This window comes from Streptomyces sp. A5-4, from assembly GCF_051131715.1.
Taxonomy (GTDB): Bacteria; Actinomycetota; Actinomycetes; order Streptomycetales; family Streptomycetaceae; genus Streptomyces.
Window position 1 is genome coordinate 1463095 of record NZ_CP178591.1, and the last position, 15316, is coordinate 1478410.

Sequence of the window (15316 nt, forward strand, 5' to 3'; positions counted from 1 at the left end):
TGATCAGTGACCCATGCCCAATCCGCCGTCAACCGGGATGACGGCTCCAGTGATGTACGAGGCGTCGTCGGACGCGAGGAAGCGGACCGCGGCGGCGATCTCCTCCGGCTGCGCGTACCGGCCGAGCGGCACATTGGCGACAATGCCGCTGCGCTGCTCGTCGGTGAGCACCTTGGTCATGTCGGTGTCGACAAACCCGGGCGCGACGACATTGAAGGTGATGTTGCGCGAGCCGAGCTCGCGGGCCAGGGACCGCGCGAAGCCGACCAGGGCGGCCTTGGAGGCGGCGTAGTTCGCCTGCCCGGCCGAGCCGAGGAGTCCGACGACCGAGGAGATCAGGACGACGCGGCCCTTCTTGGCGCGCAGCATGCCACGGTTGGCGCGCTTGACGACCCGGAAGGCGCCGGTGAGGTTGGTGTCGAGGACGGACGTGAAGTCCTCCTCGGACATCCGCATCAGCAGCTTGTCCTTGGTGACACCGGCGTTGGCGACCAGCACCTCCACCAGGCCGTGCTTCTCCTCGATCTCCTTGTAGGCCTGCTCCACCTGCTCGGTGTCGGTGATGTCGCACTTGACGGCCAGGAACCCCAGCTTTTCGAGGTCCGCCGGCTCGCCGGAGCGATAAGTGATCGCGACCTTGTCGCCGGCGTCGGCGAAAGCGCGGGCGATGGCGAGGCCGATGCCCCGGTTTCCTCCGGTGACGAGAACCGAGCGGCTCAACGGACACCCTTTCGATAGCGGTCGGGTACTGATCGAAGCTATCGGTAGATGACGTTGTACGGAGAATCGAGCTCTGACAGCGCCTTGGAGAAGTCACTGTCGGGTCCCTACAGAAAGTAGTGGGCAAGGGGCCCTGCGGCGCGACATCATCGGAGGTGTCCGGTCCCGACGACAGGAGTCATCCGTGCCTCATTCCATCGACGAAGCGTTCACGGCGCTGCCGCTGCGCGCGCTCGCCGACGCGGCGCTCGCGCGGGCCCGCGCCCTCGGCGCCGATCACGCCGATTTCCGCTTCGAGCGGGTGCGCAGCGCGTCCTGGCGGCTGCGCGACGCCAAGCCGTCGGGTTCCTCCGACACCACGGACCTCGGTTACGCGGTGCGGGTCGTGCACGGCGGGAGCTGGGGTTTCGCCTCCGGCGTCGACCTGACCATGGACGCGGCGGCCCGGGTCGCGGGCCAGGCCGTGGCGATGGCCAAGCTGTCCGCCAAGGTGATCAAGGCCGCCGGGTCCACGGAACGCGTGGAACTGGCGGACGAGCCGGTGCACGCCGACCGGACCTGGGTCTCCTCGTACGAGATCAATCCGTTCTCCGTGCCCGACGCGGAGAAGGCGGGGCTGCTCGCGGAGTGGAGCGCGCGGCTGCTGGCCGCCGACGGCGTCGCGCATGTCGACGCCTCCCTGCTGACCGTGCAGGAGAACAAGTTCTACGCGGACACCGCGGGCACCGTCACCACCCAGCAGCGGGTGCGGCTGCATCCGCAGGTCACCGCGGTCGCGGTGGACGCGACGACCGGTGAGTTCGACTCGATGCGCACGATCGCCCCGCCGGTGGGACGCGGCTGGGAGTATCTGCGGGGCAACGGCTGGGACTGGGAGAGCGAGCTGGAGCAGATCCCGTCGCTGCTCGCCGAGAAGATGCGCGCGCCGAGCGTCCAGGCAGGCGCGTACGACCTGGTGGTGGACCCCTCCAATCTGTGGCTGACCATCCACGAGTCGATCGGACACGCCACCGAGCTGGACCGGGCGCTGGGGTACGAGGCGGCGTACGCCGGGACCTCCTTCGCCACCTTCGACCAGCTCGGGAAGCTGGCGTACGGCTCGCCGATCATGAATGTGACGGGTGACAGGACCGCCGAACACGGGCTGGCGACCGTCGGATTCGACGACGAGGGCGTCGAGGCGCAGTCCTGGGACCTGATCAAGGACGGCACGCTCACCGGCTACCAGTTGGACCGGCGCATCGCGAAGCTGACCGGCCTGGGTCGGTCGAACGGCTGCGCCTACGCCGACTCCCCCGGCCATGTGCCCGTGCAGCGCATGGCGAACGTCTCGCTCCAGCCGGACCCGGGAGGTCTGTCGACGGAGGACCTGATCGGCGGGGTCGAGCGCGGCATCTACGTCGTCGGCGACCGGTCCTGGTCGATCGACATGCAGCGCTACAACTTCCAGTTCACCGGCCAGCGTTTCTTCCGGATCGAGAACGGGAAGCTCGCGGGCCAGCTGCGCGATGTCGCCTACCAGGCGACGACCACGGATTTCTGGGGCTCGATGGAGAAGGTCGGCGGCCCGCAGACCTACGTTCTGGGCGGCGCGTTCAACTGCGGCAAGGCCCAGCCCGGCCAGGTCGCCGCGGTCTCCCACGGCTGCCCCTCGGCTCTCTTCCGGGGCGTCAACATTCTCAACACCACGCAGGAGGCCGGTCGATGAGCCGCACAGCCAAGCCGTACGAGATCGTCGAGCGGGCCCTTGAGCTGTCGCGCGGCGACGGTCTGGTGGTGATCGCCGACGAGCAGTCCTCGGCCAATCTGCGCTGGGCGGGCAATTCGCTCACGACCAACGGGGTTACCCGGGGCCGCACCCTGACGGTGATCGCGACCGTCGACGGCGCCCGCGGCACGGCTTCGGGTGTGGTGTCGCGCTCCGCCGTCACCGCCGACGAACTGGAGCCGCTGGTGCGGGCCGCCGAGGCGGCGGCCCGGGGCGCCGAGCCGGCCGAGGACGCGCAGCCGCTGGTCTCCGGGGTGCCCGCGTCGCCCGACTTCAGGGACGCCCCGGCCGAGACCTCGTCCGCGGTGTTCACCGACTTCGCGCCCGCACTCGGCGAGTCCTTCGCCCGTGCCAGGGCCGGCGGCCGCGAGCTGTACGGGTTCGCGAACCACGAGATGACCTCCAGCTACCTGGGTACGTCGACGGGGCTGCGGCTGCGCCACGACCAGCCGAACGGCACGCTGGAGATCAACGCCAAGTCGCCGGACCGTACCCGCTCGGCCTGGGCCGGGCACGCCACCCGGGATTTCAAGGACGTGGATCCGGCGGCGCTCGACGCGGAGCTGGCGAAGCGCCTGGGCTGGGCCGAGCGCCGGATCGACCTCCCGGCGGGCCGCTACGAGACGCTGCTGCCGCCGACCGCGGTCGCCGATCTGCTGATCTACCAGCTGTGGTCGTCCGCGGCCAGGGACGCGGCGGAGGGCCGAACGGTCTTCTCCAAGCCGGGCGGCGGGACCAAGGTCGGAGAGACGCTGTCGGGACTGCCGCTGACGCTGCGCAGCGATCCGAACGAGCCGGGGCTGGAGTCCGCGCCGTTCGTCATCGCGCACTCCTCGGGCGACGACTCGTCGGTGTTCGACAACGGGCTGCCGCTGGCGGCCACCGACTGGGTGCGCGGCGGGAAGCTGGAGCGCCTGACCACGACCCGGCACAGCGCGGGCCTGACCGGGCTGCCGGTGGCACCGGCGATCGACAATCTGATCCTGGACGGCGGTGGTGAGAAGTCGCTGGACGAGATGGTCGCCGCCACCGAGCGCGGATTGCTGCTGACGTGCCTCTGGTACATCAGGGAGGTCGACCCCGCGACGCTGCTGCTGACGGGGCTGACCCGGGACGGCGTCTACCTCGTGGAGAACGGCGAAGTGGTGGGCGAGGTGAACAACTTCCGGTTCAACGAGTCGCCGGTGGATCTGCTGTCGCGGGCCGCCGAGGCGGGACGCACCGAGAAGACGCTGCCCCGGGAATGGGGCGACTGGTTCACCCGGGCCGCGATGCCCGCACTGCGCATCCCGGATTTCAATATGAGTTCGGTCAGCCAGGGCGTATAACCTCGCACTGCGAACCGTAAACATCACCGAGGAGACAAGAGAACCGTGACGGACATCGTCGACGAACTGCAGTGGCGCGGGCTGATCGCCCTTTCCACTGACGAGGACGCATTGCGGAAGGCGTTCGCGGACGGTCCCGTCACGTTCTATTGCGGCTTCGACCCGACCGCACCCAGCCTGCACCTCGGCAATCTGGTCCAGATCCTCACCATGCGCAGGATCCAGCTGGCGGGCAACCGCCCGCTGGGTCTGGTCGGCGGCGCGACGGGGCTGATCGGCGACCCCAAGCCGAATTCGGAGCGCACGCTCAACGACCCCGAGACGGTCGCCGCCTGGGTGCAGCGGCTGCGCGGGCAGATCGAGCGGTTCCTCGACTTCGAAGGACCGCACGCCGCGACCATGGTCAACAACCTGGACTGGACGTCGGGCCTGTCGGCCATCAGCTTCCTGCGGGACATCGGCAAGTACTTCCGGGTCAACAAGATGATCGCGAAGGAGGCCGTCTCGCGGCGGCTCAACTCCGACGCGGGCATCAGCTACACCGAGTTCAGTTACCAGATCCTGCAGGGCATGGACTTCATGGAGCTGAACCGGCGCTACGGCTGCACGCTGCAGACCGGCGGCAGCGACCAGTGGGGCAACCTGACCGCGGGCACCGACCTGATCCACCGGGTCGAGCCCGAGGCCCAGGTGCACGCGCTGGCGACGCCGCTGATCACCAAGGCCGACGGCACGAAGTTCGGCAAGACGGAGTCGGGCACGGTCTGGCTCGACGCCGAGCGGACCACGCCGTACGCCTTCTTCCAGTTCTGGCTGAACGCCGACGACCGGGACATCTCGAAATTCCTGCGCATCTTCAGCTTCAAGTCCCGCGAGGAGATCGAGGAGCTGGAGAAGCTGACCGAGGAGCGCCCGCAGGCGCGCGCCGCGCAGCGGGCGCTGGCCCAGGAGCTGACGACGATGGTGCACGGCGCGGAGCAGTGCGAGGCCGTCACCGCCGCTTCGAAGGCGCTCTTCGGCCAGGGTGAGCTGTCCGAGCTGGACGAGCCCACCCTGCGCGCGGCTCTCTCCGAGCTGCCGCACGCCGAGGTCGCCGCGCTCGGGTCCGTCGTGGATCTGCTCACGGAGGTCGGTCTGTCCGCGAGCAAGTCCGCCGCCCGCCGCACGATCAAGGAGGGCGGGGCCTACGTGAACAACGTCAAGGTCGCCGACGAGGAGACCCCGGTGGGCCCGGAGCAGCTGCTGCACGGCCGCTGGCTGGTGCTCCGCAGGGGCAAGAAGAACCTGGCGGCGGTCGAGGTCACCGGGGGCTGATCCTCCGGCGGCCCGGCCCGGCCCAGCGGGGCCGGGCCGGACGAAGGGCGACCGGACGCTTCTGCGCGTCCGGTCGCCCTTCGTCGTGCCGGGGTCAGGTTCGTTGCCTGCCCTTGCCCCGGATCGCGGACCAGAGCATGTCACCGACACCGACCACGGCCACGGCACCGATCAGCTGGAGGATGTGCCGTCCCCAGTCGATGCCCTTGGTCTCGTTGATGCCCATCCAGGTGGCGACCGCGTTACCGAGAATGCTGCCGAGAATTCCGAACACGGCCGTCAGCCACAGTGGGATCTCCTGTTTCCCGGGGAGGATCGCCTTCGCGATCAGTCCCAGGACCAGTCCCACGACGATTGCCCACAACCAACTCATGTCGCCTCCTCATGCGGCGCGGTTCGCGCATGTCCGCTCAGTCTCGGACGATGCGCCGTACGGCGCATGCCGGACAGCGCCATACGTGGATCGGCGGGGCACGCGCACCACGACCGGGGATGCCCCGGTCTCGAACCCGGCGGAGTCGCGGCGTACCGTGGGAGGTGTCCGGTCCGGGGAGTGTCCGGCACAGGAAATCGGGTGGTGGAACGTGATGCGGAAGCAGCGCAGCGCCGAGGTCGTGCGGATTACCGGGGCCCGGCAGAGCCTGGCCGACGACATTCGCGGCAGGCAGCGCCGTTACATCATTTCGATGTCGGTCCGCACCGTGTCGGTGGTGCTGGCGGCGGTCTTGTGGAACGTGGAGCGGCACATCGCGATCGTGGCCCTCGGGCTCGGCGTACTGCTGCCGTACATCGCCGTGGTAATTGCCAACGGAGGCCGGGAGAACGCGCCTTCACTGCCGTCCGCGTATATTCCGACGCCGATAGCGCCGGCCATCGAGCCGCCTCTCGGAGCGGTCGGCGCGAAACCCACCGCGGAAGAGGCAGCCACCGACCGGGAACAATGGCCACGCGAACAGAGCTGATCTTTCCCGGTCCGCAAAGCTCAAGAAAAGCTCAGATCAATCATGAAGTTCCGGTGCACCGCACCCCATGTCGCGTGACATACTTCGTAGGCGCTCCGCATCCCCCGTCGGAGCGACGGACCGACGCCGGGCAGCTCCCCCCGTGGCTGCTCGGCGTCGCCATTTTCCGGGGGTTTCGCGGCCGGCTCGCAGAGCCACAGCTGATCTAGGGTTGAGTGCGTGAACTCCCCCGAGACGCCCCGCTCCCCCGACTCTCCGGACGCCGCCGGCTCCACCGAAGCCGGCACCACCGCCACGATCTGCTCGGCCAAGGGCTGCCGCGACGCCGCTGTCTGGGTCGTCGTCTGGAACAACCCCAAGGTGCACACACCGGACCGCCGCAAGACCTGGGTCGCGTGCGAGGAGCACCGCGAGCACCTCTCGCACTTCCTGGACCTGCGGGGCTTCCTCAAGGACGTGGTGACCTTGAAGGAATGGGAATCCGTCCCCCGGGGCGACTGAGGGCCCCGAGGGAACGGCGTCAGCCGCCGATGGCCGACATCGGCCGGTCGGGCTGCAGGAAGGTCGGGTCGTCGAGACCGGAGCCCGCCTTCTTGCCCCACATCGCGAGCTTCCAGAACCGGGCGATCTCCTCGTCCGGCGCGCCGGAGCGCAGGGCGGCCCGCAGGTCCGACTCCTCGCGGGCGAAGAGGCAGGTGCGCACCTGCCCGTCGGCGGTGAGCCTGGTCCGGTCGCAGGCCGCGCAGAACGGGCGCGTGACGGAGGCGATGACCCCGACCCGGTGCGGGCCGCCGTCCACCACCCAGCGCTCGGCGGGGGCGGAGCCGCGCTCACCCTCGCCCTCCTCGGTGAGTGTGAAGCGCGTACGCAAAGACTCCAGGATGTCACCGGCGGTGATCATGCCGTCACGCTTCCAGCCGTGCTGGGCGTCCAGCGGCATCTGCTCGATGAAGCGCAGCTCGTAGGCGTTCTCCACGGCCCAGGCGAGCAGCTCGGGGGCCTCGTCGTCGTTGAGCCCCGGCATCAGCACGGCGTTGACCTTGACCGGCGTCAGACCGGCCTCGCGGGCCGCCGCCATGCCGTCCAGGACGTCCTGGTGGCGGTCGCGGCGGGTGAGGGTCTTGAAGACGTCCGGGCGCAGGGTGTCGAGCGAGACATTGACCCGGTCGAGACCGGCCGCCTTCAGTGCCGCCGCGGTGCGCTTGAGCCCGATGCCATTGGTGGTCAGCGACATCTGGGGGCGCGGCTCCAGGGCCGCGCAGCGCTCGACGATGCCGACGATCCCGGGGCGCAGCAGCGGCTCGCCGCCGGTGAAGCGCACCTCGGTGATGCCGAGGTCGGTGACGGCGATCCGGATCAGCCGCACGATTTCGTCGTCGGTGAGCAGATCCGGCTTCGTCAGCCACTGCAGGCCCTCTTCGGGCATGCAGTACGTACAGCGCAGATTGCAGCGATCGGTGAGTGAAACACGCAGGTCGGTGGCGACCCGGCCGTAGGTGTCGATAAGCATGTCGACCTCCTCCCCGATCCGTAAATTCAGCATGGTGGAACGTTGTCGAGCCTACGCGACGCCTGTGACAGCGGTAGGGGCCCGAAGTCACCAGAGCGGCGTGGCCGCGTCGTAGGACTCTACGACGCGGCCACGGAAAGGGGCGGTGAGAACCGGGGTCAGTGCGCTCCGATACCGGTGAGCGACTTGACCTCCAGCTCGGCGTACTTGTCCTTGTCCACGTCGTCCTTCGACAGGACGGCCCCGAGCCAGCCGAGCAGGAAGCCCAGCGGGATCGAGATGAGGCCGGGGTTCTCCAGCGGGAACCAGGCGAAGTCCACGCCGGGGAACATCGACGAAGCCTTGCCGGAGACCACCGGCGAGAAGAGCACCAGGGTCACCGACGAGGCCAGGCCGCCGTAGATGGACCACAGCGCGCCCTGGGTGGTGAATTTCTTCCAGAACAGGCTGTAGAGCAGCGTCGGCAGGTTCGCGGACGCGGCGACGGCGAAGGCGAGGGCGACCAGACCGGCCACGTTCAGGTCGCGGGCGAGCGCGCCCAGCGCGATGGAGACGATGCCGATGGCCACCGTCGCCCAGCGGGCGGCGCGGACCTCTTCCTTCTCGGTGGCCTGGCCCCGGCGGATCACGTTGGCGTAGATGTCGTGCGCGAACGAGGACGAGGACGCCAGCGTGAGGCCTGCGACCACCGCGAGGATGGTGGCGAAGGCGACCGCGGAGATCACGGCGAGCAGGATCGCGCCGCCGGTGGAGCCGGCGCCGCCGCCGATCTCCAGCGCGGCCAGTGGCGCCGCCGTATTGCCCGCCTTGTTGGAGGCGATGATGTCGGCCGGCTTGAGCAGCGCCGCGGCGCCGAAGCCCAGCACGATGGTCATCAGGTAGAAGCCGCCGATGATGCCGATCGCCCAGTTCACGGACTTACGGGCGGCCTTGGCCGTCGGGACCGTGTAGAAGCGGATCAGGATGTGCGGCAGGCCGGCGGTGCCCAGGACCAGGGCGATGCCGAGCGAGATGAAGTCGAGCTTGGAGACGCTGGTGGCGCCGTACTTCAGGCCGGGCTCCAGGAACGCCGAGCCCTTGCCGCTGTTCGACGCGGCGGAGCCGAGCAGGTCGGAGACGTTGAAGTTGAACTTCAGCAGGATCAGGAAGGTGATCAGCACGGTGCCGGTGATGAGCAGGACCGCTTTGACCATCTGGACCCAGGTGGTGCCCTTCATGCCGCCGATGGTCACGTACACGATCATCAGGACGCCGACCAGGGCGACAATCAGGATCTTGCCCGCGTCGCTGGTGATGCCGAGGAGCAGCGAGACCAGCACGCCCGCGCCCGCCATCTGCGCGAGCAGGTAGAAGATCGACACGACGATGGTGGAGGCGCCCGCCGCGGTACGGACCGGGCGCTGGCGCATGCGGTAGGCGAGGACGTCACCCATCGTGTACCGGCCGGAGTTGCGCAGCGGTTCGGCGACCAGGAGCAGGGCGACGAGCCAGGCGACCAGGAAGCCGATGGAGTAGAGGAAGCCGTCGTACCCGAAGAGGGCGATGGCGCCGGCGATGCCCAGGAAGGACGCGGCGGACATGTAGTCGCCGGAGATCGCGAGGCCGTTCTGGAAGCCGGTGAACTGCCGGCCGCCCGCGTAGAAGTCCGAGGCGCTCTTGGTCTGGCGACCGGCCCAGACGGTGATGATCAGCGTCGCGACGACGAAGAGGCCGAAGAGGGTGATGATCAGCGGCCGGTGCTCGCTGGCGTCACCGACCGCGGCGAGCTGGACCGTGGTCAGCGCGGTGCTCATACGTCGGCCTCCATGCGGGACTTGATGGCTTCCGCCTTCGGGTCGAGCTTCGTCGCGGCGTGGCGTGAGTAGAACCAGGCGATGAGGAAGGTGGTGAGGAACTGGGCGAGGCCGAAGACGAGGGCCACGTTGATGTTGCCGAAGAGCTTGGTGCCCATGAAGCCGCCCGCGTAGTTGGACAGCAGCACGTACAGCAGGTACCAGGCGATGAAGGCAATGGTCAGGGGGATGGCGAAGGCACGGTGCGAGCGACGCAGTTCCCCGAATTCGGGGCTGTTCTGCATGGCGACGTACTGCTCCGTCGTGGGTCCTGCTGTACTCAAGTCCGTGCCGCCCTCGGGCGGTGGGGCATCGGTTGCCACGGATTCTCCTCGCGACGGGGGTGCGGTCGGGGTGGACGTACGAGCTCACTGCCGGGGGGCGGTGATGCTCGTCCCCCTGACAACGGCACGGAGCGCACGGCGACGCGGTTCGACATCGGCCACTATCTTTTCCGAACTCGTTGATACGAACGCATGATCGGCGCTAGCTTCACTCGTCATGTACCCGCTCGCGTGCACCCCGCGCACGGGCGGTTCTCACGGATGATGTGGAGAACCCATGGCTCATCTGGGATCCAGCCGGCAGCGCGCACTCGCCCTGCCCGTCGGACTGGCGCTGACGGCCTCGCTCGGCTTCCTGCCAGGGGCGGTCGCCACGGCCGCACCGCAGGACGGCCCGGCCACCGCCACCGCCGCCCCCACGGGACCGAAAATGTCCTACGTGGTCAATACCAAGGACGGCCACAGCAGGTCGGTCAAGAAGGCGATAGCCAAGGCCGGCGGGACCGTGGTGACGGCGTACGAGCAGATCGGCGTCGTCGTCGTCCACTCGCAGAACCCGGACTTCGGCAAGGAGATACGTAGGGCCAAGGGCGTGTCCTCGGCCGGCGCCACCCGCACCGCCCCGCTCACGCCGGTCGGTATCACCGAGGAAGGCACCACCCAGAAGCTGTCCGCGGCCGAGGCCGCGAAGGCCGCCGCGGCGGCGGAGCCGGGCCAGGAGCCTCTTGAGGCCAACCAGTGGGACCTGCGCTCCATCGGGGCCGACAAGGCCGCCAAGATCAATGACGGCAGCCGCAGGGTCACCGTCGGCGTGATCGACACCGGGGTCGACGACACCCACCCGGATCTCGCGCCCAACTTCTCCAAGTCCCAGTCGGCCAACTGTGTCGGCGGCGTCGCCGACTCCTCCGAGGGCGCGTGGCGCCCGTACACCGACGGCAGTGACCACGGCACGCACGTCGCGGGCACGATCGCGGCGCCGCGCAACGGGCTGGGTGTCGCGGGAGTCGCGCCGGGCGTCAAGGTCGCGGGCATCAAGGTCAGTGAGCCCGGGACCAGCCTGTTCTTCACCGAGGCCGTCGTCTGCGGCTTCGTGTGGGCCGCCGAGCACGACATCGACGTGACCAACAACAGCTATTACGTCGACCCGTGGATGTTCAACTGCAAGGACGACCCGGACCAGAAGGCCCTGCTCGACTCGCTGACGCGCGCCACGAAGTACGCGGAGCGCAAGGGCGCCCTGAACGTCGCGGCGGCGGGCAACTCGGACTACGACCTGTCGGCCGACTCGCTCATCGACACGTCGAGCCCCAACGACTCCACGCCGGCCACGCGCACCATCGACCCGTCGGAGTGCCTCGACGCGCCGACCCAGTTGCCCGGCGTGGTCACCGTCACCGCGACGGGTGACAAGGACGTCAAGTCGTACTACTCCAGCTACGGCTACGGCGTGGCCGACGTGGCGGCTCCCGGCGGCGACAAGTACCAGATTCCGGGCACGCCCGACGCAAACGGCCGGGTTCTGTCGACCGTCCTGAACGGCGGTTACGGCTACAAGCAGGGCACCTCCATGGCCACCCCGCACGTGGCGGGCGTCGCGGCGCTGCTCAAGAGCGCGCACCCGAAGGCGAGCCCCGCGCAGCTCCAGAAGATGCTCAAGAAGCAGGCGGACAACCCGGGCTGCCCGAGCCACGTGTACGACACGGCCGGCAACTGGGTCGAGGCCACCACCTGTGAGGGCGGCAAGCGCGTCAACGGCTACTACGGCTCCGGCATCGTCGACGCCCTCGACGCCGTGAAGAAGTGAATCTCCCCGAAGAAGTGGCTCTCCCCCGACCGCCCCGAAGAACCGGAGATCTCATGACGTCGCCCCGCACCCACTGGTCCCGTCGGACCGTGGCGATACCCGCCGGCCTGGCGATAACCGCCGCCCTCGCCTTCCTCCCGGGCACCGCCGCCGCGACCACCGCGCCTTCGGCCGACGCCGCCTCCCCGGCGGCGGCCCTGCGGAGCGCGGCCGGTACGCCGCTGAGTTACGTCGTCAACGTGCGCCCCGGGCACGGCAACGCGGCCAAGGTGAAGGAGGCCATCACCAGGGCGGGCGGCACCGTCGTCAAGGCGTACGACCAGATCGGCGTGATCGTCGTCCACTCGTCGGACGACGCCTTCGCGAAGACCATCCGCAAGGCCAAGGGCGTCCAGTCGGCGGGCGCCACCCGTACCGCGCCGCTGCCCGCCCAGTCCACGAAGGACGTCGGCACCCCGAAGGCGCTGACCGGCGCGCAGGCCAAGGCGGCGTCCACCCGGGCGGTCGCGGGCGAGGACCCGCTGCAGCCGTTGCAGTGGGACCTGCCCGCGATCAAGGCGGACAAGGCCCACAAGAAGACGCTCGGCAGCAAGGAGGTCACCGTCGCGGTGATCGACACGGGCGTCGACGACACCCACCCGGACCTCGCGCCGAACTTCGACCGCGCGGCGTCGGTCAATTGCGTGACGGGCAAGCCGGACACGACGGACGGCGCCTGGCGCCCGTCCGCCGAGGAGAGCCCGCACGGCACGCATGTGGCGGGCGAGATCGCCGCCGCGAAGAACGGCGTCGGCGTCACCGGGGTCGCGCCCGGCGTCAAGGTGTCCGGCATCAAGGTGTCCACGACGGCGGGCTTCTTCTACACCGAGTCCGTCGTCTGCGGGTTCATCTGGGCGGCCGAGCACGGCGTCGATGTGACCAACAACAGCTATTACACCGACCCGTGGATGTTCAACTGCAAGGACGACCCGGACCAGAAGGCGCTCGTCGACGCCATCACCCGGGCGTCGCTGTACGCGGAGAAGAAGGGCACGGTGAACGTCGCCGCGGCGGGCAACTCGAACTTCGACCTCGCCGCCGACACGATCAACGACACCACCAGCCCGAACGACTCGACGCCGGTGGAGCGTGACATCGACCCGTCCGAGTGCCTGGACGCGCCGACCCAGCTGCCCGGCGTCGTCACCGTCGCGTCGACCGGAGCCAAGGGCATCAAGTCCTCGTTCTCCAACTACGGTCGCGGCGTCATCGACATCGCGGCCCCCGGCGGCGACAGCACGGCGTACCAGCCGCCGCGGGCCCCCGCGACCAGCGGCCTGATCCTCGGCCCCGTGCCGGGCGGCCAGTGGGCCTACATGGCCGGTACGTCGATGGCCTCCCCGCACGTGGCGGGTGTCGCGGCGCTCATCAAGAGCACGCACCCGCACGCCTCCGCGGCGAAGGTCAAGGCGCTTCTCGCGGCGCAGGCCGACAGGACGCCGTGCACGGACCCGTACGACATCGACGGCGACGGCAAGGCCGACGCGGTGTGCGAGGGCGGCAAGAACCGCAACGGCTTCTACGGGGTCGGTATCGCCGACGCCCTGGACGCGGTGACCAAGAAGTAACGCCCCTTCCACAGAAACGGGCCGCCCGCTCTCCGGGCGGCCCGTTTCCCGTAGCGGGCGCCGCGGGCCGTGGCGGCCCGGTCTCAGGTGCGGACGGTGTCGCCGACGGCCGGGCGGGGGCTCACCGGCGTGCCGGCCTGCCGCGCGAGCACATCGGTGGCCAGCAGGTACTGCGCCGCCGCATAGGTGAACATGATCCAGAAATCGGGCGCGGGCAGCTGGGGCCACTCGGCGACACCGGTGGCGATGAGGGTGTCGGAGAGCAGGAAGAGCGCACCGCCGAGCCCGGCATACAGCCCGAGCCCGCCCGCCCGCAGCGCCATGACGGTGAGCAGGAGGCTGTATCCGGCGACCGGGACACGCAGTTCGGCCGGCAGGTCGGGCCAGAGCAGCAGCACGGTGACGACGAGGGCGACGGCGTATCCGGCGCCGAGGTACGGGTTGGTCCGTGTCCGGCGGAAGAGCAGCAGGTAGCAGACGTGTCCCGCGGCGAAGGAGCCCATGCCGGCCATGAAGGCGGGGTCGGCGTCGAAGAGCAGGAAGACATCGCCGCCCCAGCCGAAGAGCAGCGCCACGACCAGCAGGGTGGGGCCGCCGCGCGCCACGACGTACGCGGCGAGCAGGGGCATCAGCAGGGGCTTGGCGATCTGGTGCCCGAGGTCGGCGCCGGCCAGCAGCGAAACGAGGTCGGCGGCGGTCGCGACGGCGAAGGCGGCGAGGAGAAGGCGAGCGGGGGCGCCGCGCCTCATGCGGCGGGCTCCGGCTGCTGGACACCGGTGGCTGCCGGGGCGGCGGGCGCGGCCTCCGACGTGGCGGCGGGCGCGGCGGGTACGACGCCCGGCCCGGCCTCCGGCGCGGGCGTCTTCCGTGCCTCCGGCTGCCAGCCGGGGCCGCCGAAGACGCGTCCCGCACGCTCGCGCCAGCTCGTCGCCGCGCGTACGTCGCGGGCGATGGCGGCGTACTCGTGGGTCGCGACGCGCAGCGGGTTGTACGTCTCGATGTTCTTCGTGAGGCCGTAGACGGGCCGCTCGGTCTCGGCCGCGAAGGAGCCGAAGAGCCGGTCCCAGAGGATCAGGATGCCGCCGAAGTTCCGGTCCAGGTAGCCGCCCTGGGAGGCGTGGTGGACGCGGTGGTGGGACGGCGTGTTCAGGACGTATTCGAAGGGGCGCGGCAGCTTGTCGACCCGCTCGGTGTGGACCCAGAACTGGTAGACGAGGTTCGCGGACGAGCAGAACGCGAGCGCCGCCGGGTGCACTCCGCAGGCGATCAGCGGCAGATAGAACGGCCAGACGGTGAGGGACGTCCACGGCTGGCGGAGCGCGGTGGTGAAGTTGAAGTTGCGGCTGGAGTGGTGCACGACGTGGCAGGCCCACAGAACGCGGATGACGTGGTGGCCCCGGTGCGACCAGTAGTAGAAGAAGTCCTGCGCGAGCAGCATCAGCAGGATCGTCCACCACAGGACGGGGACGCGGGCGGGCGTCAGCTCGTACACCGCCATGTAGATCGCGACAATCGGGATCTTCCACAGGATGTCGAACGCGATGCTGCCCAGGCCCATGCCGACGCTGGTGACGGCGTCCTTGGTCTCGTACCCGATAGCGTCCTCGTCGGGATGCAGGCGGTAGCTCACCACTTCGATCACGGTGAGCAGGACGAAGGCCGGTATCGACCACAGCACGACATCGGGCAGGTTCGGCATGCCCGCACTTTAAAGGCGGGGCCGAGCGTCTCGCTAGGGGTTGTTACCGACAAGTATGTAAGACGCGATGTCAGCGGTCCCGGCGGTTCTGGTGGGGCGCGGGTGACGTCACCGGGGCCGCCCGCCGGTCCGGGCTTCCGCGCCGATCCGGCCAGCATCGGCGCAGGGAGCGTCAAATCGCCCTGAGCTAAGCCATGTTGGGCGGCCACCAGGATTCGCTCGATCTCGGAATGCTCGGCCGGTTCACCGGGGTGCGCCGGCTCTCGCTGATGGAGTGCACCATTTCGGGGGGCCTGGGGCCGCTGCGCGATCTCCCGGCGCTTCGCGATCTCAGCCTGTCGCGCTGCACCCCGCGCGGCCCCCTCGACCTGGGCGCGTTGGCCGATCTGACGGAACTCACGATCAGGGTGTCCGACGACACCCGGGTCGTGGGCAGCGACCCCGTCCCGTCCTCCCGCATCCTGACAACCCGCTCCAGGGTCTGA

General features: G+C 69.5%; 15 protein-coding genes. 8 read left to right on the forward strand and 7 right to left on the reverse strand.

From position 1 onward, the window contains the following. Positions 1–3: 3 nt before the first annotated feature. Positions 4–720: a 3-oxoacyl-[acyl-carrier-protein] reductase gene (gene fabG / locus ACLLJJ_RS06760; protein WP_434588354.1), complete on the reverse strand. Its 717-nt coding sequence runs from the start codon at positions 718–720 to the stop codon at positions 4–6. A gap of 184 nt (positions 721–904) precedes the next feature. On the opposite strand from fabG, the gene ACLLJJ_RS06765 reads away from it, so the two are divergent. From ACLLJJ_RS06765 to tyrS, 3 genes are read left to right on the forward strand one after another with little or no spacing between them, the layout of a single operon-like run. Further along, positions 905–2428, forward strand: a complete 1524-nt coding sequence (locus ACLLJJ_RS06765) for a TldD/PmbA family protein (protein ID WP_434588355.1) — start codon at positions 905–907, stop codon at positions 2426–2428. Further along, positions 2425–3816, forward strand: coding sequence for a metallopeptidase TldD-related protein (locus tag ACLLJJ_RS06770; RefSeq protein WP_434588356.1), 1392 nt, complete (start codon positions 2425–2427; stop codon positions 3814–3816). Before ACLLJJ_RS06765 ends, ACLLJJ_RS06770 begins: the two co-directional genes overlap by 4 nt. A gap of 45 nt (positions 3817–3861) precedes the next feature. After that, a complete protein-coding gene (tyrS, locus tag ACLLJJ_RS06775; protein WP_434588357.1) occupies positions 3862–5130 on the forward strand; it encodes a tyrosine--tRNA ligase in 1269 nt (422 codons plus the stop codon). Positions 5131–5224: 94 nt separating this feature from the next. Here tyrS and ACLLJJ_RS06780 read toward each other — a convergent pair whose 3' ends face one another. After that, positions 5225–5503, reverse strand: a complete 279-nt coding sequence (locus tag ACLLJJ_RS06780) for a GlsB/YeaQ/YmgE family stress response membrane protein (protein WP_434588358.1) — start codon at positions 5501–5503, stop codon at positions 5225–5227. A 214-nt stretch (positions 5504–5717) separates the two neighbouring features. Here ACLLJJ_RS06780 and ACLLJJ_RS06785 point away from each other — a divergent pair, with 214 nt between their 5' ends. Beyond that, entirely contained in the window at positions 5718–6092 is a 375-nt protein-coding gene (locus ACLLJJ_RS06785; protein WP_434588359.1) for a DUF3099 domain-containing protein, read from the forward strand. Between the two features lie 219 nt (positions 6093–6311). Continuing rightward, positions 6312–6593: a hypothetical protein gene (locus ACLLJJ_RS06790; protein ID WP_434588360.1), complete on the forward strand. Its 282-nt coding sequence runs from the start codon at positions 6312–6314 to the stop codon at positions 6591–6593. Between the two features lie 19 nt (positions 6594–6612). Here the strand turns inward: ACLLJJ_RS06790 and moaA are convergent, their stop codons facing one another. The 3 genes from moaA to ACLLJJ_RS06805 all read right to left on the reverse strand — a co-directional run bounded on the left by moaA (position 6613) and on the right by ACLLJJ_RS06805 (position 9757). Then, complete coding sequence (gene moaA / locus ACLLJJ_RS06795) at positions 6613–7602, reverse strand: GTP 3',8-cyclase MoaA (protein WP_434588361.1); 990 nt, start codon at positions 7600–7602, stop codon at positions 6613–6615. Between the two features lie 158 nt (positions 7603–7760). After that, positions 7761–9395: a solute symporter family protein gene (locus ACLLJJ_RS06800; RefSeq protein ID WP_434588362.1), complete on the reverse strand. Its 1635-nt coding sequence runs from the start codon at positions 9393–9395 to the stop codon at positions 7761–7763. Then, on the reverse strand, positions 9392–9757 hold the full coding sequence (locus ACLLJJ_RS06805) for a DUF485 domain-containing protein (protein WP_283516746.1): 366 nt from the start codon (positions 9755–9757) through the stop codon (positions 9392–9394). Before ACLLJJ_RS06805 ends, ACLLJJ_RS06800 begins: the two co-directional genes overlap by 4 nt. A 238-nt stretch (positions 9758–9995) precedes the next feature. Between ACLLJJ_RS06805 and ACLLJJ_RS06810 the strand changes: the two genes are divergently transcribed. Continuing rightward, entirely contained in the window at positions 9996–11525 is a 1530-nt protein-coding gene (locus ACLLJJ_RS06810) for a S8 family peptidase (protein WP_434588363.1), read from the forward strand. A gap of 53 nt (positions 11526–11578) precedes the next feature. After that, positions 11579–13132: a S8 family peptidase gene (locus ACLLJJ_RS06815; protein WP_434588364.1), complete on the forward strand. Its 1554-nt coding sequence runs from the start codon at positions 11579–11581 to the stop codon at positions 13130–13132. An 83-nt stretch (positions 13133–13215) separates the two neighbouring features. Here ACLLJJ_RS06815 and ACLLJJ_RS06820 read toward each other — a convergent pair whose 3' ends face one another. Together ACLLJJ_RS06820 and ACLLJJ_RS06825 are read right to left on the reverse strand one after the other, a co-directional pair. Then, complete coding sequence (locus ACLLJJ_RS06820; protein WP_434588365.1) at positions 13216–13881, reverse strand: lysoplasmalogenase; 666 nt, start codon at positions 13879–13881, stop codon at positions 13216–13218. Next, positions 13878–14831, reverse strand: a complete 954-nt coding sequence (locus ACLLJJ_RS06825) for a sterol desaturase family protein (protein ID WP_434588366.1) — start codon at positions 14829–14831, stop codon at positions 13878–13880. The genes ACLLJJ_RS06820 and ACLLJJ_RS06825 overlap by 4 nt, the downstream gene beginning before the upstream one ends. Before the next feature lie 194 nt (positions 14832–15025). On the opposite strand from ACLLJJ_RS06825, the gene ACLLJJ_RS06830 reads away from it, so the two are divergent. Then, entirely contained in the window at positions 15026–15316 is a 291-nt protein-coding gene (locus ACLLJJ_RS06830; protein ID WP_434588367.1) for a hypothetical protein, read from the forward strand.

Coding starts and splice junctions, on each gene's coding strand:
- ACLLJJ_RS06820 (WP_434588365.1), bottom strand. CDS start 13,881: ATGAGGCGCGGCGCCCCCGCTCGCCTTCTCCTCGCCGCCTTCGCCGTC.
- ACLLJJ_RS06770 (WP_434588356.1), top strand. CDS start 2,425: ATGAGCCGCACAGCCAAGCCGTACGAGATCGTCGAGCGGGCCCTTGAG.
- ACLLJJ_RS06780 (WP_434588358.1), bottom strand. CDS start 5,503: ATGAGTTGGTTGTGGGCAATCGTCGTGGGACTGGTCCTGGGACTGATC.
- moaA (WP_434588361.1), bottom strand. CDS start 7,602: ATGCTTATCGACACCTACGGCCGGGTCGCCACCGACCTGCGTGTTTCA.
- ACLLJJ_RS06800 (WP_434588362.1), bottom strand. CDS start 9,395: ATGAGCACCGCGCTGACCACGGTCCAGCTCGCCGCGGTCGGTGACGCC.
- ACLLJJ_RS06810 (WP_434588363.1), top strand. CDS start 9,996: ATGGCTCATCTGGGATCCAGCCGGCAGCGCGCACTCGCCCTGCCCGTC.
- ACLLJJ_RS06815 (WP_434588364.1), top strand. CDS start 11,579: ATGACGTCGCCCCGCACCCACTGGTCCCGTCGGACCGTGGCGATACCC.
- ACLLJJ_RS06830 (WP_434588367.1), top strand. CDS start 15,026: ATGTTGGGCGGCCACCAGGATTCGCTCGATCTCGGAATGCTCGGCCGG.
- ACLLJJ_RS06785 (WP_434588359.1), top strand. CDS start 5,718: ATGCGGAAGCAGCGCAGCGCCGAGGTCGTGCGGATTACCGGGGCCCGG.
- ACLLJJ_RS06825 (WP_434588366.1), bottom strand. CDS start 14,831: ATGCCGAACCTGCCCGATGTCGTGCTGTGGTCGATACCGGCCTTCGTC.